Source organism: Trinickia sp. LjRoot230, from assembly GCF_964253315.1.
Lineage (GTDB): Bacteria > Pseudomonadota > Gammaproteobacteria > Burkholderiales > Burkholderiaceae > Trinickia.
In genome coordinates, this window is sequence record NZ_CAXUQX020000002.1 from 1208789 (window position 1) to 1227877 (window position 19089).

Below are 19089 nucleotides of genomic sequence, written 5' to 3' on the forward strand. Positions count from 1 at the left end.
AAAAAACCATTTCCGCCGTCGTTGCATGAGAAAAGCTTGATTTTTTGAGAGGCATTTGCACGTCTTCCAAAATCGTATATCGTTAAGTGAAAAAAGAGTTGAACACGCCAATGTGGAGCGTGAAAGATGCAGATTGGAGACCTGAAAAGCGATTGCGTGGAGGGCGTCTTTAAAAAGGCGGGATTTCCACGCGAAGCCGCCTATGCTTGCCTTCAGTATTCGCTTGACGCTTATGACTTCCCACGCGTTGTAGCAGCCTTGCTGGGCGAGAAGAGCTTGCAGGATATGGGGGGGCGGGAAAATATCGCACTTCATACGCGAGAAACGGATCAGCGAACGCATTGGCATCGTGCCTTTTATGATGGATTTGATAATTGGCGGTCGTTATATCGATCTTTTATCGGCGATGTCATAGCGAAGCTGTTTGCCGAAACGTTTTATTATCAAGCAATACCGACACTGCGGGTTCATCTTCCGCGCAATGTAGCGGTTGGGGAATTTCATACAGACCGCGATTACGGACATCCGGAAGGGGAGGTCACATTTTGGGTTCCTATTACCGCTGCATTCGACACTAACTCGATCTGGATTGAGCGTTCTCAATGCAAGGAGGACTTCGAGGCCGTCGCGGCGGAGCCTGGATGCATTGTCATATTCGATGCTGCGCATCGAAAGCATGGCAACCTCGTGAACGAAACCGGACGCACCCGCGTCAGCTTTGACTTCCGTTGCCTTCTCGCGCGCGACTACCATTCGGGCGTCATGCCGAAGCAGTCGGTCAATTCAGGGCTTGCTTTTGCACCTGGTGGGTACTATGCGCAAGAAGCGTTGGAGCCGCGCAAATGAATAAACCGGAATTGCCGGCTGGGACCATCGAGGGACCGTTCTTTGTGGCATTCGCCTATCCGGGCTGGCATCCGAGCCCTTATCGGCCGGGCGTTGATGAATGGGACCTGCTTGCCCGCTTCCAGCCGTATTTCGAAGGTCATCTTGCGCCACCCATGCCTGCGTCGGGACGGTACAACGATGCCGTACCCGCAACGGCTCGCGAGCATGTTCGGTTGGCGACGCAAGCCGGCATTAGCGCGTTCATGTACTTCCTTTACTACGGTAAAGAGGGGTTCGTGATGGACGACCCGATGAAAATGGCGCTCGCTGCCAGTGCCGAGTGCGACGACGATTTCTCCGTGGCCGGCACATGGTGCGTGCGGCTGCCCCATAACGTATTTCCCGTTGCGCCGAGCGATGAGTTGGACATGCCCGCATTGTCGGCCACGAGCGCGGATATCGATATCGAAGACAAGCCGATCGAATCCTTGACCCTGCGCGATCTGGAGACGTTGCTGGCCGATGACCGGTGGTGGTCGGACATTTTGCTCAGCTACGAGATTGCGCGGCCGCGAACGCGGCGCATGAGCCGCGCTGCCGACAACGGATCGCGAACATTCGACGCGACGTGAGGACGATATGGATACGCAACGTGTGATTTCAAAAAATGGCCGCCACGGTCCTGCCGAATACGAACGGACCGCGCATGTCCTCGAAGATTATTACGCCGGCCCAATGCCGCTCACGCTTGGCAAGCTGCGCACCTCGCTTGAAGCGATTTCAGCCCTTTACGCAGACAACACGCCAAGCCTTCAGGAGTTTGCCCGAGTGATGCGCGAGGTGGGTCTCGCACATCTTTCCATGGCCAGCGTCGATGCGTTGGTCACGGCATGCAGCGATGCAAAAACCAGAGATATCGCAGGATCTTTCACGCTGAAGCAACTCGAGGAATTGTTGGGGCGCATTGAGCGAGTTTAGTGGGTTTCGATTATCGAAGAGAAAGGAGCGATCATGGCTTACGACGACGATGGCAGCAGATTCAACTTTCAGGACCTGGAAGATACCGCGATATTGTTCGAGCGCTACTTGTCCGCACCCGAGAACCTGACGGCAGCGCGCCTCATCGCATTGACCCAGGCGGTGCACGGATTGAGGGGGCACGCCGAAGGTGGGCAACCGGGAATGAAGCAACTCGCAACGGGCCTGAGAGAGCGCGGGCTCGCGAATGTGCCGTTCGATACCGTCATCCGCGTCTCCGATCTCGTCAGTCCTTTCAAAAAGGAAGACGATGCGCTGGCGCGTATCACGCTGCGCGACGTGAAGCACCTCATCAGTCGATGACGGGCGTGCCCGATCTGCCATGGCCCGCACGACCGCTCTCACTTGGCGCGAATACCGCCGCTTCCTTACCGCATGGGTGCATCGCTACGCGCAAGCCGGACACTACTGGTCTATCGATGGCCGGCGCGTTCTCGCGATCAACAATCTTGCCGACTTCGAACTACGTTACGGTTTATTGACGTTCACGGTAATGCTTCGCTTCGCGATAAAAGTCGTGCATGAAGAGTGCGGCACGCCGCCCTATTTGATCGGCGTGATAGGCGAAGCCAATCCGCGCAATGTTCGTTTGGCGAATGCGCTGCCGCTCGACGCAATCACGGGCTATGGTTTGCTGCCGAATTGGCTTGGCGAGCCCGTTCAAGATTACGCGCAGCTCATCTCGCAGCGCGTCGCCGATTGGGAACAAGTGCAACGACGTATCGCCATTCCGTTTTATCCGGTGGTGTGTGCTGGCTGGGATGCGACCGTACGAGGTGCGTTTCGTGGCGTATTACGAGCGGAGGACGGATACCCTTATTCTCCGGTAGTGACGGGGGTGACGCCGGAGCTGTTTGGCACCTACCTCGATTGCGCATTGGAATTCAACCGGCGCTGGCAGCTGCGCGAAAATATCGTGTTTCTCCATGCCTGGAACGAATGGACTGAATCTTCCGTGATCGAACCGAGCGATCGATTCGGCAACGCCTTTCTCGATCAAATTCGTGCGCGCAGCGGTGAATTGCGTGTGCACCCATTACCCGATGGCTCGACTTGTGGAGAACGGGTGTCCGGGGGATAAACGCGGAACAAAGCCCTATGTCCCCTCATTCTGCCGACGTGCAAAGCCTTCTTTTCTATGACCGCACGGGGCAGTGGTGGGGGGCGACCACCGTTAGCGAACGCGATCGAACGCGGGCCGCGACCATCGACTCAGTTGGACCAGGTCCGCTGCAAGTGCTCGAGCTTGGTGCCGGATTTGGCGGCGCTGCTGCAGCGACGGCGGACCTCGGGCACAGCGTAGTGGCCATCGAGCGGTCCCGCGTGCGTGCCGCTTTTGCGAGACGGCAGATTTGGGTCGATCGTAGCGGCGAGCTGCAAGTGCTCGAGGCCGATTTCATGGAAGTGGAGTTGCGGCAATCGTTCAACGTGGTCGCCTACTGGAGCGGCTTCGGCGTAGCGGGTGACGATACGCAGTTGAAGTTGCTGCTACGCATCGCTCACTGGCTTCGGCCGCACGCGCGCGCGTTCATCGACGTATTCGATCCGCGCTGGTGGAGCACGGCGCATGGATCGACGCGCGATATGTCGCGGTTCGTGCAGTGCCTGCGCTTCGATGCGAAAAGCTCGCGATGCTCGATTAGCTATTGGCGGCGGCACGATCCCACATCGACGATTACAGAAACGATACGGTGTTATTCACCGGACGAGTTCGCTGCGATGGCCTGGCAAGCCGGACTGGTGCCTGTGGGCAACATCGAGGTCAAGCGCGAGCATGCGCTCTCGTATCTGGTTGAACTGGAGAGGCGCGTGTAATGCAGGTCGACATCGCGGAATTGATACGGCAGCTGGTCGCGATCAACTCGGCCAATCCCGCTACGTGCTCGTGGGGCGCGGGCGAAGGGCCTATCGCGACCTTTTGCTGCGAATGGCTTGGGGCGCATGGAGTCCGTGCAGCGCTCGAACCATTGGCCGGCCGTACAGCGCGGCCTGCCCTCATCGCTCGGCACGAGAACGCGGCGAAAGGGGCGCATCTTTTGCTGCTCGGTCATCTCGACACCTATACGTGGTACGCACCGCATCCAACGGACGATCGTCGGCGGATCCGAGGCCCTGGGGCGTTCGACATGAAGGGTGGCGTCGCGGCGATCTTGTGCGCGATGGTCACGCTGGTATCGAAGATGCGCGGCGGTACAGTCACCGCGCTACTTGTCCCAGACGAGGAGCATGCGAGCTTCGGCGTGCGAAGCCTCGCTCCGCGTTTGAAGGCGGACGGTGCAATCGTAGCCGAGGGAACATCGGCCGATATCGGCACGCATCACGACGGCCGCATGCGCATATTCGTGGAGACAAATTCGCCCCGCGAACGCGAGATGACGATCCTCGCTCTGGCGGCGATGGTGCGATGCGGGCAGGAGGCGCTCCGGGGCGTGGCAGTCGCGTCTTCCGATGGCTCGTCGCCGCAGCTTGTGTTGCAACGCAGGCTTGCGCCAGGCGAAGACGTTGTAACTATCTTGTGCAATGTTGAGGAGATACTACACGCGCTCGGCATCCAAAAGATGCGATCGGATGTTCGCGAGCCTTTCATCGCAGACGAGGACGGAGCGCTGTGCGAATGCATCAGAACGCATGCACGGCGCTATGCCTTGAGCGCGTGCTCGACGAGCGTACAGGGCTGGACGGAAGCCGGGGTGTTGTCCGCGGCGGGGATACCCTGTGTCGTATTCGGCCCTCATGGCGATGGTGCGCATACCGTTGACGAATGGGTGGATGCGGATTCCGCGGCCGATGTCTCGAATGCGATGGCGGATGCCGCGATCGAGTTTTGCCGGTTTTGAGCGATGGTGGTAGATCGTTCGTGGAGCCTGGAGGACTCGTCGAGCTTGCCTGGAGCCGGGAGCATCAGTCGCAGGACTCGCACTGCACCGCGGCGTTAACGCGAACGTCCTGCGCAAATGGATCAAGCTGCATCAGCAACGGCTCTCTGATGCTTCGACGCAGTCGTCGACCGCAGAGTCGGCATTCGTGCCGGTTGTTATGGTTAGCAGTGAACAGGCGCTCGTCGAGCGCAAATCCGTCATGTCTTCATCGTTGGCCGCGACCGCGAACTTCAACAAACACTTCCACGTCCACCGTGATTCACGGCTGCGTTCGACCAACCGCCCTCAAAAACATCGTTTAATCATTGCTTGCGTCGCGGACCTATTGGTTTTCAGTGATCAGCGCCGTTACGATTGATCGCGCACTATGTTTTCCCGACTACCTAATGCTGCGAACGATCCTCGCGCTCGAGCTATTTGAAGGGCTACCGCATCATGGAAATAACGTCTGGCAGTTCGTCGGCGCCGCGCGATATTGATCCTTCGCCGGGTGTGGAAGACGCTTTCCCGACTGCCGCGCCGGCAGCCAGGGGCGCATCGCTGCCGGACTCTCCGCAACTCGGTGGACTGCCGAAGCGAAGACAGACTAGGCCCGCTGGAGGCGTCCCCGCTAAGCCGGATGATGCCGAAACCGCCAGTGCGGCCCGTCCTATAACCTTGCTGGGGCGACATGAAGCGGCCTTGCGTCGTGCCAGCGAAAATGGGGGGATCGAATATTTCACGGGTGTTGCCGTGGCCCTTCAAACGCTGGATACGTCTCGGTCAGAGGCCGTCCCGCCACTGATGCTGTCATTCTCGGAATCCGCTCTGAGAGGCGCGCGTGAAGCGGCCCCGGAGTTGCAGCGCGTGCTGAACGTCGAAACCGGGAAATTGCCTCACGACTGGATTGATCGTTTGCACGGCCTTGGCTGTGTCGCGATAGATCTGGACCACAACGACATTTCGCCTGAAATCATTAAGACGGCGCATGAAGCGGGATTCCGTATCATGTGCTACACGGTGAATGACTTGGGCAGGATGAAGCATTTGTTTTCCTGGGGGATCGACAGCGTCGTTACTGACATGATTCATGAGATAGCGCCTGACGCCTGCCGACGTTGGGACAACATAGCAGGGGGAGGCTCTGACGGCAAAGCCAAAGGCGCTTACGACTTGCCACCGTGGAACTGCCCGGAACTGGTGGCGCATCGGTTCAGCGGGAAAACCGACCCAGTACAGTTCACGGTCGCGCCAGAAAACACACTGGTTGGGGCCCAACAGGCGGTTCAGTATGGCTATCTTGCGGCCGAGTACGACGTCAACGTCACGACCGATCCGATCCCAGTGCCATTTGCGATGCATGACGAGACACTACAGCGTACCACCGACGGATCGGGGCCTTCCGCGCGTCCTTGGTCAGAACTGGCATCGCTGCATGCTGGTAGCAGACATTCACAGAGATATGCGGACGAACCCATTCCCACAGATCTCGGACTCGCCGCGTATCTTGCTCAGCACCGCATCCAGCGGCTGGTCGAGATCAAGCCCATGCCAGACTTATGACCGAACTCGCGGGCCGGGGCGCCGAGACCATGCTGCAGACCGCATCTTGTTTCTCTTGACGGGCCATGTTCGCGCCTTCCGGATCGACATTGTCAGCGGGGGCCAGCATACAAGATCGCGTAATGGAAAAATGGAAGCTACCCCTTAGGCCAGTTCTTACGACCGACGGTAAACGGCCTGATCGCATTCTCGCAGGCGTTGTTCGAGACGGGCCAAGCGCCGCTCTCGACACAGCGAATGAGCTTCGGCCATTGACCAAGGGATTCTGACGATCAGATGATGCGTCGCACGCTCGGGCGGATGCTGTTCAATAACGCATCTTTTCAGCGTCGGCAATTCGCTGTCCGATCGGCGAGCGTTCATTGCGCGGTTGTCCGTTTACCTCGGCATAGGTCAACTGAGCCTTGAGTCGGCGGATTCTGTCATCGTGAACGACTTTGGGCTCGTCAATACCTGCCGCGCGTACTGCTTCCGCGTACGAATCGAGCTGATCTGAATAATCATGCTTGAGTGTCGGTCCTGACGATAAAGCCTGAGTCATGAGTTGGTCGTACGCTTTCTTTACCTCGACGGGGAGTTGCGGATGATCGCCGAGCGCGGCGTGAATATCGTTCCACTCCTGAACGATGGCGTTTGCCGCGGTTTGCCGGGCGTCGTCGATTCTGCGGCTCGACGACGCACACACCGTGAGCGTCACCGTACCTGCTCCAGCTGCGAGCGCCAAAAGTCGTCTGCGAGAGAGCATCGGCCCTGATTCGGGCGGACGTTGAGATGTCGCATCGGCCCGGACGGGTGATTGTAGTGCCGCCAATATCCCTCGCGGGAAAACAAACCTTGCGCTTTGAGAGCCCACTGAGTCGACGCAGTCTTCTTGTGCACCGACTGGGAGGCTCCGTACCCTAGAATCGTTCCGGGATGCTCGCATAGGTGACCTCGCATGATCGCTGATGGTAGAAGAAGCCGATTTTGATAGCAGGTTACGTGAGTACATGCCAAGCGCGGGCCGTAACGCGAACCGAACGATGCCCGGACGAATGCCTGTGTTGAGCGCGGGTTTTGATGATCGCGAGCACGCATATGAAGGTCTGTGGCAAATGGGTCAATCTCTACCGTGCGATAGCCGAATAACCGTTCACCATACGATCGACCATGCAATCGAGCAGCATGCGCGATGTCGCAAAGTTCAGTCGAGCGAAGTGCTGCGCATTCGGATCGAAGGCCTCCCCCGGCGCGAGCGCGACATGCGTCGCGTCATGAAAGAACCGCGATGCCGGCACGCCCAAGTGCAATGCTTCGCAATCGAGCCACGCGAAGTATGTCGCGTCTGGCGCATGCCAGCGAATCTCGGGAAGCTGCGTATTCAACGCCGCGCCGAGGTGCGTTACGCAGTCGGTCAGATGCTTGATGACGGCGTCGAGCCAAGGCTGCCCTTGTGTCCACGCTGCGACAGTCGCATCCACGCCAGCCGGCGACGGATCGCCGAGGAGCGCCGCCGGCATGCGTTGATCGAATTGACGCTGCAGCACTGACGATCCAAAGTACGCAACCGCGCACCTGAGCCCCGGAATGTTGAAGCTTTTGCTGGCCGAGGTCAGCGTTATCGTTCGCGCGGCGAGTTCCGGTCCCAACGAAGCGAACGGAATATGTACATGCCCCGGAAAGACCAGGTCCGCATGGATTTCATCGGAGATCACAATTAGACCGTGCGCGATGGCGCGTTCGCCGATGCAGATCAGCTCCGTGCGACTGAAGGCGCGTCCAGTAGGATTGTGCGGATTGCAAAGAAGCAGCAGACGAGCGCCTTGCCCAAGCAGCGCGTCGAATTCGCCAACATCGAACCTGTATCGTTCGCCGTCACTTCTCAGCGGCAATGCCAGCAATCGTCGTGCGGTTTGAAAAACGGCGTCGCGCAGCGGCGGATAGCTCGGCGTCATGACGATAACGCCATCGCCCGGCTCCGAGAAAGCGAGAATCGATGCGTATACGCCCTGTAGAACGTTGCCAAGCGCCAATACCCTTTCGGAGTCGACGACCCAGTCGAAGCGGGCTCGCATCCGTTCGGCGAAGGCGCGCGCCAACGCTTCATTGCTGCCCCACGGGTAACCGAAGTCACCTTCGTCGTAGCGACTGATAGCGGCGCGTCGAACCGCATCGGCGACCGAGAAATCCATTTCTCCTACATGGGCCGGCAATATCTGCGGGCCATATTGCTGCCACTTTTCACTTCGCCGAAGCCGCAACGTCGCTTCGGAAAGCGTGAAATCGACCAAGCCCGCTCGCTCATCTTCCGAATCGCGTTTCATTGCCAACGCCTGAATCGTTAGTACTGCTAAGAAACCGCGCGCAACGCTTGGAGCATCTCTCCGGCGAAGCAACCATCCGTGTATGTTCCGTCCAATCGCTTTTGTGTCAGCGCATCGATGGCGTCGTAAAAGAATTCCGGGTAGTACCGCGGCGTGGACGCATCACATGATGTTTCGCGAATAAGCCTACCGACGATCGGTTTGAACGCGTCGACGCATGCAGCGATCGAGCCGATCTTCTCCTTGCGGACGACCGCATTCCATTCGATATCCCCAGGTGCATCAGGGACGATCGCAAACAGTTGGCGACCCGCGCGACACCATCCCACGTGTGCCGGAAATTCCATCACTTCGATGCCGCTCGTTCCGAAGTCTTCATCGACGCCAAGCTGAAAGCTCATCGGAACGTTGTCGTGAACCCATTTGAGATTGCGATACCATTCGGCGATCTCGTCTTTCGTCAATACCAGCTCAGGCAGCCGTCCGCCGTGATTATGAAAGGCGTTAAATCTGACTACGGATACACCGAGTTTCTCGAAGTATTCGACATAGCGCAGAAGATGCTTGCGTGTGTGATTGTGCTTGCCGATCGTCACGCCGAGGTTGATTCTGAGCGGCTCCGCCGACGGTTCGAAGCCGCCCGTCGAATCAGTGCTCAGTGCTTCGTTGAATGCATGAATACGTGCAATGACCTCAACGCAACGAACGCCGGGAAAGACGCCCTTGATCGGATAGGTGTTTTCCGGCAATAAGGCGAGGCGCTCGTCGAGCACACCGTGAAACGTAATGGTCACGTTGCCAAAACCGTTTTTCGCCGCCTCAGCGAGGTAATACGCCCAGTTGTCGTCGAGCAGCGGCGCGCCGCTCGTCCATAGATCGCCTCGCTCCATGGTGCGCGTTTCACGGGCGTCCCATTCCTGGCGAAAATCTCGATTGTGCGTATTGCCGAACAGCCGCAGGAATTCACCGTTATTGGCGAGGCTGTCTGAGATCATTGGAAATACTCGATACCCTAACGCGGTCAGACCGTCCATGATCCGGCGGCCTTCAACCAAGTCGATCGACTTGTTGGCCGCCTCGGGCTGATTGATATAGAAGCAGTGAGCGCATGCCTGACGGCAGGTGCGCTTGCCCACGCGCGTATCGAGTTGCAAATAAAAACTGATTTGCGATGGTTTTATTTCGTTGAACGGCATCGAAAACGGCAAATCGCCGTGTTCGTCGAACGAGATGGGTTGGTTCGCGGTCGATTGCAATCCGTTTGGCTCGCTCATGGCATTCCCTTCGGTTATCCCGGCGTGTGACGTTACCGCTACCAGCGCTCTGCCTGAAAGACGGCGACGACGAGCGCGCATGTCGGGCCGCCGCTTTCCGCGACGGATACCACTGCGCTTCCCGTCTTGACTGGCGACGCTTGCCTGCGCGAGCACAGGTCATCGATCGACCTGCCGATGTTTCGCTCGACGTCCGCCGCGGCACGCGCTGCCGTCGGTGCAATTGCATGATGCTCGACCATCAACCCGCCGGTGTGCTCGAACAGTACCCATCCGACGCCTGCCGAGAGCGCCATTCGAGCGCGCCCGTTCGACGACGCCATTGCCTGTACCACGTAAAGCCGGTCGCCCCACGCTGGCGCGAGCGCAAGTTCGGCTTGGTCATCTGGCTCCCAGCCGGGCGGAATGACGCTCGACAACACGATGATGTTGCAATTGCCGATGCCTGCGTTGAACAACGCATCGTCGTATGCCGAAAGCTCGGATGCGCCTCGTCCGATGGCACGAATGACGCTAATGGGCCGCTTCATGATCTCGCTTGATAGGGCGGACAGGCAGCAACAGGTTTATTTGTCGATTGCGATGAGTTGCGTACGTCGTTTCAGGCTTGCCTTGACGAACGGCGTAGCGCCACAGCCCAGCGGGTCGCCGCTGTGGACTTCGGCCATCACGGGGCAGCGCGAGGTGCAATAGTAGGGCTCGCGGGAAAGCTCGCAACTCGGGCACTCCTTGAACTGATCGTAAGTGAATGCGCGAATCTCGCCGAACGCATGCTCCCATATATCCTTGAACGGGCGAGTGCGGAGATTGCCCGCGGCGAACTTGCTGTTCGAGGCGCAGATGGAGCACGGATACAACGTGCCGTCGCTAAGCAGATAAGCCATCGCAACGCCGCAGAATTCGCGGCGCGTGGCGCGGGCAATGTTGTGGCATTCGTCGAGGAATTTGGCAACGCATAGCCCGACGGTATCGTTCATATGCTGATCGTGCTGCTTGTCCGCGAGGAAAAGGCGCGCCGCGTCCTCGACGATGTCAGGCCGCGGCTGGTATTGCGGAAAAAATCGGCCTCGTCCTATTGGGCTAAACGGAGTCGATCCAAAGAAACATTCGGTTTCACGCGCGAATTCGATGATTTCCTGTAGTTCTTTGACGTTGCGATCGGTCTGGGTCGACATGATTGCCGTCGGAATGCCGTTTCTTCGCAGTAGCCGGAGCCGCTCTCTGATGTCTTCCCATGACGACTTGACGCGAAGTTCTTTATGAAATGCAGTGCCGTCCAGGCTGACGCTGACGATGCATTCTTCGCGCGGGAGGCGATCGATCGCGTCCTGCGTGACATACATGCCGTTGGTCGCTATCGAAATGACAAACCCTAACGCGTGAGCGTAGTCGAGAATCCGGAAGAAATCCGGATGGCTCATCGGTTCACCGCCTACGAGAACGAGCGCAAATACACCGGCTGCTTTCAGCTGATCGAGCGCGTCAAAAATTTCATCGGTGGATAGCTCGTTCTCTCGTGGCTTGCCGGCTTCGATGTAGCAGTGCCGGCACGAGAGATTGCAAGCGCGCGTGATCTCGAACCAGACAATCAGCGGCGCGCTCAGATGAAAGCCGGGCTGAACCGGCACGGATTCGAGCCGATAGGCATCGAGTTCGAGCCGCGTTGCTCCCTGCAATAGCCGTTCGGCAACGTCATGGCGATAAAAACCGATCTCGCCTGTTCCGAATGCCAGCGCAAAGCCGAACGTCTCCTTCCGGATACGAATATCTGGAACGCTCATCATTCCCCCGGGCGCGCGCGAACGTGCTGGTTGCTCAGCAAGCGGTTTTCAACGAAATGGCTTTCTCGCGATGAACCTACTACGGGCGACGAAAAGGGGGCAGCGCTAGATTGCGTTACCTACGAGTAGCGTAACCGGGGCGAGCGTTCTCGATGGAACGTTTGCTTCAAACGCAATATCGATGTTCAAGCCGGTCTGTCCGGTTTCGGCGACGAACCGAACCAACTCTTCCTTTTGCTCTTCAGTGAGTGCCAATTTAAGCGTGCGGTCCGTGCCTTTGTGCGTTGTCGACATTGTGATCCTCCCTCCAATGGTTACTTGCTCTTGCCAACCCCAGAGCTACTGTAGTTCACCGATGGTGGAATTCAACTGATATTTTTTCAGTGAATCGGCTTTGGTCGAGCCCCCGAAAAACCGTTCTTTTTTAACCGTTTTCATCGACTAGTGAGCCTTGTCTAAATACGAGATTTCCTCTTACATCGCAAGCCGTTTATTGGTTCACTGATCGTCACAACGGCGTGTCAGCGATGGCATAAAGCAAATCACATGGGAGACGCTCGATGGTCGAATTGATAAAAAGAGGATTTCTGTCGGGTGCGATGGCAATCGTCGCGGTATTGGCATCGTTACCGATTGCCCATTACGCGCAGGCTGGCGCGGCGCCAATAACGGATACTTACGCGGCCACCCGTTATCCGATCATTCTCGTTCATGGACTGACCGGCACCGACCGGTACGCGAATCTGCTCGATTACTGGTATGGCATTCCGAGCGATTTACAATCGCACGGCGCTCAGGTCTACGTGGCCAATCTGTCGGGCTTTCAAGGCGAACTCGGGCCAAACGGCAGAGGCGAGCAATTGCTCGCATTCGTGAAACAGGTGATGGCGGCGACGGGTGCTCAAAAGGTCAATCTGATCGGCCATAGTCAGGGTGGGCTGAGCGCGCGTTATGTCGCCGCGGTTGCACCACAATGGGTGGCATCGGTGGCGACCATCGGCACGCCGCATCATGGCTCCGAATTCGCTGACTTCGTCGTGCGCGCAATGCAAAACGATCCGACAGGGTTGTCGGAGCCGATCATCGCGCGCTTTGCCAATTTGCTTGGCACCTTATTGAGCAGCAGCCACAACACCAACCAGGATGCGGTTGCGGCATTGCAGGCGCTGACCACATCGGGTGCGGCCTCGTTCAACGCCGCAGTGCCGAGTGCCGGTCTAGGCGTACCCGGCACATGTCGCAGCGGTACGGCAACGGAAACGCTCGGCGGCAACATGCACTACCTCTACTCGTGGACCGGCGACGCGATTCAGCCGACATGGTCGGTGCTCCGCGTGCGCGGCGCGAGCGACACGAGCATATCGGGCGTACTGGACCCAGCCACCTACGCAGATCCCACCACACTGACGCTGTTCGGCACGGGTGCGGTGATGATCAACCGCAATGCGGGCCAAAACGATGGCCTGGTGTCGGTGTGCAGCGCGCTGTACGGCAACGTGCTGAGTACACGTTATCGATGGAATCATCTCGACGAAATCAATCAGATGTTCGGATGGATGGGGTTCTATGCGGAAGACCCGCGCGCTGTGATCCGCACTCATGCAAACCGTCTGATGCTGCAAGGTCTTTGACGATGCGGCGTAATGCGACCCTTGCGGTGGTTGTTGCCAGCCTTGCGGTGACGGCGGGCATCGGCTGGCGCTTCGATGCAGCGGCTCAGCACGGCACGAATGTCGCCAAGCGTCCCGAAGCGCCTACGAAGCTTATGGTCGATGCCGGCGCGCTGCACGCCGCCGTGCCAGCGCCGCCTTCGTTGGCCGGCACGACCGCACCGCGATTGCCGCTCGATGCACACGGGCGCCTTGCGAAGACGCATGCCGTGCGGGATTTCTTCGACTATTTCCTGACGACGCAGCACGAAGTGCCGAATGAAGCACTCGACGCGATGGTGCGCGCCGGCGTGGCCGCTCAACTGGAAGGGAGCGCTGCGCAAGCGGAGGCACTGGAGGTTTGGCAGCGATATCGTGCTTATCGCGACGCGCTTGCGCACGCGACCGTGCTGCAGGGCGGGCACGACGACAGCGCGAACGCTAACAGCTCGAACCTCGATGCCGTGCGCTCGGCGTTCGATGTGCGTGCATCGATTGCAAGTCGCACGCTGGGCGCGCCCTGGAGCGAAGCGTTCTTCGGCAACGAGTGGCGGCAGACCGGCTATGCGCTCGCGCGGCTGCGCATCATGGGTGACAACGCGCTGGACGATGCGCAAAAGGTCGCACGCTTGCGGGCATTGATCGAAACCCTTCCACCCGACGAGCGGGCGACGCTCGATCGGCAAGCCAAGACCCAGTCGACCTTGACGACGATCGCCGCGCTACAGCAACAAGATGTTCCCTCGGACCAACTGCGCTCGCGCGCGAGCGCAGCGCTCGGAGCGGATGTGGCAGAGCGTGTCGTGCAGATGCGCGGCGAGGATGACGCGTGGCGTGCGCGCTATGCAGCCTACGCGGCGCAACGCGCGAGCGTCGACGCGCAGGGTCTGGCGCCCGCCGAACGCGAAGCGCGGCTCGCGCAACTACGCAAACAGACGTTTGAAGATCCGAGCGAAAGGCTGCGAGCCGCGACGCTCGATGCCGGCCCGGCCGATTGATCAGATTCATGCTGCTCGTGCGATAGCGGCGCCTAGCAGGCTGTTGAAATTTGGCACGGTGTAAACGGGCTTTGCGGGCCGCGCGTTATAGATATCGTGTTCATGAGATCGAGCGATGAGTGCGATGCGTGAAATGGATGAGATGCAAGAACGCTTGTTCACGACGGTGGAGCAGAAAGACTTTGTGCCGGCCGATCATCCGCGGCGGCCGATGCGGCCGCTGGTCAACGAAGCGCTGAAGAGACTCAACGGGCTGTTTGGTGTGATCTACGCGGATAGTGGCCGAGCGTCGATCGCGCTGGAGAAACAATCGCTGGTTTGTCGAAGCGGCTCTCTGGATTGGCCGGACCGGCTGCCCGTGGCGCAATCTGCCGAAGGCGTTCGGACGATGGCATACGGTGTACATGCGTTTCTCCACGTGGCATCGCAAGGGGGGAACGCGTGATCCACTCCGTGGCCGACGAAACCGAGACCAAGCATGTGTTGATCGATTCGACCCGGCCCTCGTGCGCGCGCACCAGTATTTGTCTGGAGCCCGAAAAAAACGGTCCGCAAGCGCTCGGTCGCTCGCGAAGTGGGCTGACGACCACGTTGCACCTGGCCGCCGATGACGCCGAACGCTCCCTGCGGTTGATTGCCACCGAGGGGCAAGTCTCCGATATTTCGTTCGCGAATGAACTGGTTGAGCATTTTTTGCGCACGGGGGCGGTCATCGCTGACAAGGGCTATGATTCGAAAGCCCTTGTGGAGAGCATCCGCGCAACGCGTGGGAAAGCCTTAATCCCGCCGCGTTCGAACCGAAAGACCAAGCGTCGCTATAGCCGCGTGCTGTATCGGACTCGGAACATCGTGGAATCAAATTGCGATCATTGCTGTCTTGACACAGGCGTCCACTTTACCGGTCGCCGCTCATCGCGGCTGCCGGTTGGTACAAGGCAGTCAGATCGTGAGGGGCCAACTCGAAAATCTGTTCCATCACCCGTTTGAGCTCCTATCCATGTCGGATGGGTTGGTCTTTTCGAGCTCGACGAGTTCGCTGTGAATGGTGCCTCGCATCTTTTCCGCGGCGTCTGGCGAGAGGTGATCGAGAAATCCGGACAATACCGTGAGCATGTTCGTCCGAGTTCGCGATTCCTGATTCCGAGACGCTTGATAAAGCTTGTCGAATTCCCCATCGAAACGTTGATTGGGGTGAGGTAACCTGTGCAGACCGTCGATCAATGCATTCGTGATCGCGATGCGCTGATCGGGTGTGCACTCGCCTCTAGCAGCGGCTAGCGCGCGATCGGTAACGACGTCGGCGGCATCCGGCACCCCGGGTCTGTCATCCCGCAACAGGTGAAACCGTTCCTCGCAGAGAGACTTGATCGTGTCCATGCGGAGCTGCATGGGCAGTTCTTCGAGCACTTCGAATATGCCGACGACCTCCTGGGCATGACGCGTGCGGCCGTTTAACTCCGGTACCTGGGGGAGGATGCGGGCGAGGCCCAACAAAGTCGCGCTTTGGTTCTCATCGTCCATACCGAAACGCCGCCCGGTAAAAAAGACGGCCCATACGAGCGAATAGCCCGGCTCTTTGTGCTCGCGGATAAGCGATTCAACGACACGCGGCAGGTGTTTGACTATCGCGCTGCAATCCACGTCCTTTTGAATCCGGAGCAGGGCACGGCAGACCTGGTCCATCGCCTCGATGCGATCGCGCTTTGGCTCGATGTGGTCGACGCGTTGGCTCAGCAGTTCGATTAGCCGGGCTTGCTGTTTGAGGGGGGGCATATGCATTATGCCGAGAAACCTTCGGAGGCCATCGAGCGTCCTAACGTTCGCCACTCTGTTCGCCAGAGCATCGCAGACCTGGTTTAGCGCCTCTAAACGATCGTGCTTTGGCTCGATGTGGTTGATGCGGTAAAACAGCGGTTCGATCGGCTCGGCTCGCTGCTCGGGGGGCAGCCTGTTGATCAGGTCGAGCAATGCTTGGAGGCCATCGAGCGTACTAACCATCCACGCTCTGTTCGCCAGATCGGCGCTGGAGGCTGCGGCGTTCGTCCCGCCCGTTGCGGAGAACTTGGCTTGTTGACTACCGCTGGTGCCTCCGGCTCCTTTGATGGGAGCGTCGGCGAGGTCCGGGTTGGTCGACTGAGGCTTCGCCGTTGCGTCGGGAGGGCGCGCTGGCGACGAATTCGTCATCGATCGAATGGGATCTCTGGAAATCCCATCTCCGCGTCCAGGACCTATTACACTGCTCATTTCATTCTCATTTTTTTGATGACCTCTCACATTAGAGCGATCGGCCTAGCGCATATGCGTTTTTGCGAAGGGTTGGCGAGGTAAACGAATTTCGCACTCAAGCGCAGTTTGCGCGCGCTCCGTTCACGGAAAGATGGCCGTCGCTTTCCGCTTTCCGCTTTCCGCCTTCCGCCTTCCGCCTTCCGCTGATCGCGGCGTGTGTCGCTCAATTCGCGGTGTCTGCCAGTGTGGTGAGTACCGCGGTGCCTTCGGGGTGGATGATGTCGCGGCTCGCAAATTCTGCTAGGCATGGTCACGAAACCCGCTAGCGGTATGCGCGAAATGCGTTAGCGTCCGCTATGGCATCGATGCTGTCGCGCGAACGGCCGGCGGCGGCCTTATGCCTTATGCGTGACAGCGCATCGTTTTGGGTGGGCGCTATTGTCAGCCACCTCTGGTAGTTCAGGCCCAGGTCGAGTTCAACGTCAGCCGCCACGACCATGTGATCGACATCAAGGCGATAGGGTGCGGCCACGCGGCCGAACCAGCTACCGAAGGTTTCATCGTCAAATGGACGAGGGCAGCACGGCCACGCTCGCTCAGGTCCGCGCATCGCAAGTCTGCCGCAGGTGGCGCAGTGTGATCCGCTCGCTATTGTCCAGGATCGCCCGCTCGGCCGCTGCGTTGAGAATGCGCGAGACGTCACCCGGCAAGCCGTCGCTGGCAGCCACCAGCAATCGTACGAAGGGGCGCGGCGGCAAGTCAGAGCTGTGCCATAGTGGCAACACTTGCTCAAAAGCGCCAAGCAGCGCTCGAAACGCGTCACATTCGCTCCAGCGCGGCAGCTCCAACGGTGTGAAGCGACTGCTCATCTGCGGATCCGTTTGTAGTGCCACCGGTGCATCGTCGGTGCCCACCGCCACGATGCAGAAGCGCAAGTCGTTGGCGAGGTATTTCAACAGGTTCCTATGCGACACGCGCCGCTTGCGATGCGGCCAGATGCCGCTCGATCACGCGCGCAAGCGAATCGAAAACCGGCGCGATTCGGTCGTTCGGTACGCAAGCATAGCCGAGCAGCAACCCGCGCCGCGCTGCGCTTTCGCTGCTGTAGTAGGTCGACAGTGGCCTTACGATCACGCCCGCTTCGAACGCGGCGCCCGTGATGGCCCGATCGTCCGCGGAATCGGGCAGGCCGAGCACCAGATGCAGGCCCGCCTCGTCGCCCATGACTGGCAACGCATCACCGAAGCGCGAATCGATTGCATCGATCAACATTTGTCGACGCTCGCCATACAACGCGCGCATGCGCCGCACGTGCGAGGTCAGATAGCCGTCCATGATGAATTCCGTAAGCACCGCCTGGTGCATGAGCTGCCCCTCTCGATAGAGTTCGGCAACACCGGTACGGAACGTGTCCACGAGTGCTTCCGGCGCCACCATATACCCGATCCTGAGCCCCGGATAAAGGATTTTGCCGAGGCTGCCGACGTAGATGACGCGGCCAGCCTCGTCGAGCCCCTGCAGTGAGGCAATTGGCCGGCTGCCGTAGCGGAATTCGCTGTCGTAGTCGTCCTCGATGATCCACATTCGATGCTGCCGCGCATACTCGAGCAGTGTGCGGCGGCGCGCGAGGCTCATCACCATCCCGAGCGGGTACTGGTGCGAGGGCGTGACCACCGCTAGCCGCGGCGGAACGTCCGGCGAATGGTGTTCGCGCGGATCGAGCCCCTCGGCATCGACTGGAACCGGTATCAATTCGAGCCCTGCGGACTGAAATACGCTGCGCGCGCCCCAATAGCATGGCTCCTCGACCCAGGCGCGATCGCCGACGTCGGTGAGCAGCCGCACGGCCAGATCCATCGATTGATGGATGCCGGTAGTGATGATGATCTGATCGGGCGAGCACTTAACGGATCGCGCAACGCGCAGATAATCAGACAGTGCGCGCCGCAACGGCCGGTAACCGCCGCCCGGCGCGTAGGTGAGCAGTTCGGGGTTGGCTTCTTTCCAGAGGCGCGCTTGCAGGCGGCTCCAGGTGCGCGCGGGGAATTCGGTGACGTCGGGCACGCCCGGCATGAACGCGCCCCATTGTTTGGGGGCGACGCCGGCGCGGGAGATCAACTGCCGGCCGCGCCGCGACAAGCTTTCCGCCGCTTGAGGCTCTTGCCGCGGCGCGTTGCCGGCGGCCGTTGGCGCGACGGACTCGGCCTGCCGGGCGGCGCCAGGGATTGGGCGGACGGCGGCGGTATCCGGGCGCGTGTCGGCGACGTAGGTGCCGCTGCCGGTGCTCGAGAGCACGTAGCCCTCGGCGGTAAGCTGGTCGTAGACGCGCAGTACGGTGTTGCGCGCGATGTCGAGGTCCTCGGCGAGGGTGCGCGAACTGGGCAGCTTCGTGCCGGGCGCGAGCTGACCGGTGAGAATGGCCTGCTGTACGAGCCCCAGGACCTGGCGGTACATTGGCTCGGCCGTGCCGCGCTCGAGCCGGGCGCCAAGCCAGTCGGACAAGATGATCGTGTCCAAAGTGGTTCCTCTCGGAATAATGAAATGGTTCCGTTGGGGGGAACCGTAACCGAT

General features: G+C 59.4%; 20 protein-coding genes and 3 pseudogenes. 13 read left to right on the forward strand and 10 right to left on the reverse strand.

Going from position 1 to position 19089, the window contains the following annotated elements:
• Positions 1-126 precede the first annotated feature (126 nt).
• The 8 genes from ACSQ20_RS24440 to ACSQ20_RS24475 all read left to right on the forward strand — a co-directional run bounded on the left by ACSQ20_RS24440 (position 127) and on the right by ACSQ20_RS24475 (position 6287).
• Positions 127-846 carry a hypothetical protein gene (locus ACSQ20_RS24440; RefSeq protein WP_436025032.1) on the forward strand — a complete coding sequence of 240 codons (720 nt, stop codon included), beginning with the start codon at positions 127-129 and terminating at the stop codon, positions 844-846.
• Positions 843-1460 (forward strand): glycoside hydrolase family 99-like domain-containing protein, encoded by a 618-nt coding sequence (locus tag ACSQ20_RS24445; protein WP_436025034.1) that lies wholly within the window; start codon positions 843-845, stop codon positions 1458-1460. The genes ACSQ20_RS24440 and ACSQ20_RS24445 overlap by 4 nt, the downstream gene beginning before the upstream one ends.
• Before the next feature lie 7 nt (positions 1461-1467).
• Complete coding sequence (locus ACSQ20_RS24450) at positions 1468-1806, forward strand: hypothetical protein (RefSeq protein WP_436025036.1); 339 nt, start codon at positions 1468-1470, stop codon at positions 1804-1806.
• 33 nt (positions 1807-1839) lie between these two features.
• The gene (locus ACSQ20_RS24455; RefSeq protein WP_436025038.1) at positions 1840-2169 is read left to right on the forward strand and encodes a hypothetical protein; all 330 of its coding nucleotides are present in this window, start codon (positions 1840-1842) and stop codon (positions 2167-2169) included.
• Positions 2170-2188: 19 nt separating this feature from the next.
• Positions 2189-2947, forward strand: coding sequence for a glycoside hydrolase family 99-like domain-containing protein (locus ACSQ20_RS24460; RefSeq protein WP_436025040.1), 759 nt, complete (start codon positions 2189-2191; stop codon positions 2945-2947).
• A 17-nt stretch (positions 2948-2964) separates the two neighbouring features.
• Positions 2965-3681 (forward strand): methyltransferase domain-containing protein, encoded by a 717-nt coding sequence (locus tag ACSQ20_RS24465; RefSeq protein WP_436025042.1) that lies wholly within the window; start codon positions 2965-2967, stop codon positions 3679-3681.
• Positions 3681-4703, forward strand: a complete 1023-nt coding sequence (locus ACSQ20_RS24470; RefSeq protein WP_436025044.1) for a M20/M25/M40 family metallo-hydrolase — start codon at positions 3681-3683, stop codon at positions 4701-4703. Before ACSQ20_RS24465 ends, ACSQ20_RS24470 begins: the two co-directional genes overlap by 1 nt.
• Positions 4704-5162: 459 nt before the next feature.
• Positions 5163-6287 (forward strand): glycerophosphodiester phosphodiesterase family protein, encoded by a 1125-nt coding sequence (locus ACSQ20_RS24475; RefSeq protein ID WP_436025046.1) that lies wholly within the window; start codon positions 5163-5165, stop codon positions 6285-6287.
• Between the two features lie 149 nt (positions 6288-6436).
• On the opposite strand, the pseudogene ACSQ20_RS24480 reads toward ACSQ20_RS24475, so the two are convergent.
• From ACSQ20_RS24480 to ACSQ20_RS24510, 7 genes and pseudogenes are all read right to left on the reverse strand, one after another.
• Positions 6437-6541, reverse strand: a pseudogene (locus tag ACSQ20_RS24480) (IS66 family transposase); the annotation flags it as partial.
• A gap of 53 nt (positions 6542-6594) precedes the next feature.
• Positions 6595-6984 (reverse strand): hypothetical protein, encoded by a 390-nt coding sequence (locus tag ACSQ20_RS24485; RefSeq protein WP_436025048.1) that lies wholly within the window; start codon positions 6982-6984, stop codon positions 6595-6597.
• A 409-nt stretch (positions 6985-7393) separates the two neighbouring features.
• Complete coding sequence (locus ACSQ20_RS24490; protein WP_436025050.1) at positions 7394-8590, reverse strand: MalY/PatB family protein; 1197 nt, start codon at positions 8588-8590, stop codon at positions 7394-7396.
• A gap of 26 nt (positions 8591-8616) precedes the next feature.
• Complete coding sequence (locus tag ACSQ20_RS24495; RefSeq protein WP_436025052.1) at positions 8617-9864, reverse strand: radical SAM protein; 1248 nt, start codon at positions 9862-9864, stop codon at positions 8617-8619.
• Positions 9865-9902: 38 nt separating this feature from the next.
• On the reverse strand, positions 9903-10394 hold the full coding sequence (locus tag ACSQ20_RS24500; RefSeq protein WP_436025054.1) for a pyruvoyl-dependent arginine decarboxylase: 492 nt from the start codon (positions 10392-10394) through the stop codon (positions 9903-9905).
• A gap of 36 nt (positions 10395-10430) precedes the next feature.
• On the reverse strand, positions 10431-11648 hold the full coding sequence (locus tag ACSQ20_RS24505; protein WP_436025056.1) for a radical SAM/SPASM domain-containing protein: 1218 nt from the start codon (positions 11646-11648) through the stop codon (positions 10431-10433).
• A 102-nt stretch (positions 11649-11750) separates the two neighbouring features.
• A complete protein-coding gene (locus ACSQ20_RS24510) occupies positions 11751-11939 on the reverse strand; it encodes a hypothetical protein (protein ID WP_436025058.1) in 189 nt (62 codons plus the stop codon).
• Positions 11940-12205: 266 nt separating this feature from the next.
• Between ACSQ20_RS24510 and ACSQ20_RS24515 the strand changes: the two genes are divergently transcribed.
• The 5 genes and pseudogenes from ACSQ20_RS24515 (at position 12206) to ACSQ20_RS24535 (ending at position 15279) form a co-directional block, all read left to right on the forward strand.
• On the forward strand, positions 12206-13276 hold the full coding sequence (locus ACSQ20_RS24515; protein ID WP_436025060.1) for an esterase/lipase family protein: 1071 nt from the start codon (positions 12206-12208) through the stop codon (positions 13274-13276).
• A 2-nt stretch (positions 13277-13278) separates the two neighbouring features.
• Positions 13279-14292, forward strand: a complete 1014-nt coding sequence (locus ACSQ20_RS24520) for a lipase secretion chaperone (protein ID WP_436025062.1) — start codon at positions 13279-13281, stop codon at positions 14290-14292.
• 133 nt (positions 14293-14425) lie between these two features.
• Positions 14426-14599 (forward strand): annotated as a pseudogene (locus ACSQ20_RS24525) (IS5/IS1182 family transposase); the annotation flags it as partial.
• Positions 14571-14666 (forward strand): annotated as a pseudogene (locus ACSQ20_RS24530) (transposase); the annotation flags it as partial. The pseudogenes ACSQ20_RS24525 and ACSQ20_RS24530, both read left to right, overlap by 29 nt.
• Before the next feature lie 67 nt (positions 14667-14733).
• Complete coding sequence (locus ACSQ20_RS24535) at positions 14734-15279, forward strand: transposase (RefSeq protein ID WP_436025064.1); 546 nt, start codon at positions 14734-14736, stop codon at positions 15277-15279.
• On the opposite strand, the gene ACSQ20_RS24540 is transcribed toward ACSQ20_RS24535, so the two are convergent.
• The 3 genes from ACSQ20_RS24540 to ACSQ20_RS24550 form a co-directional block, all read right to left on the reverse strand.
• Positions 15268-16260 carry a hypothetical protein gene (locus ACSQ20_RS24540; RefSeq protein WP_436025066.1) on the reverse strand — a complete coding sequence of 331 codons (993 nt, stop codon included), beginning with the start codon at positions 16258-16260 and terminating at the stop codon, positions 15268-15270. The genes ACSQ20_RS24535 and ACSQ20_RS24540 overlap by 12 nt on opposite strands.
• 854 nt (positions 16261-17114) lie before the next feature.
• A complete protein-coding gene (locus tag ACSQ20_RS24545) occupies positions 17115-17474 on the reverse strand; it encodes a TniB family NTP-binding protein (protein WP_436025068.1) in 360 nt (119 codons plus the stop codon).
• Positions 17475-17481: 7 nt separating this feature from the next.
• The gene (locus ACSQ20_RS24550; protein ID WP_436025070.1) at positions 17482-19035 is read right to left on the reverse strand and encodes a PLP-dependent aminotransferase family protein; all 1554 of its coding nucleotides are present in this window, start codon (positions 19033-19035) and stop codon (positions 17482-17484) included.
• Between the last annotated feature and the right edge of the window lie 54 nt (positions 19036-19089).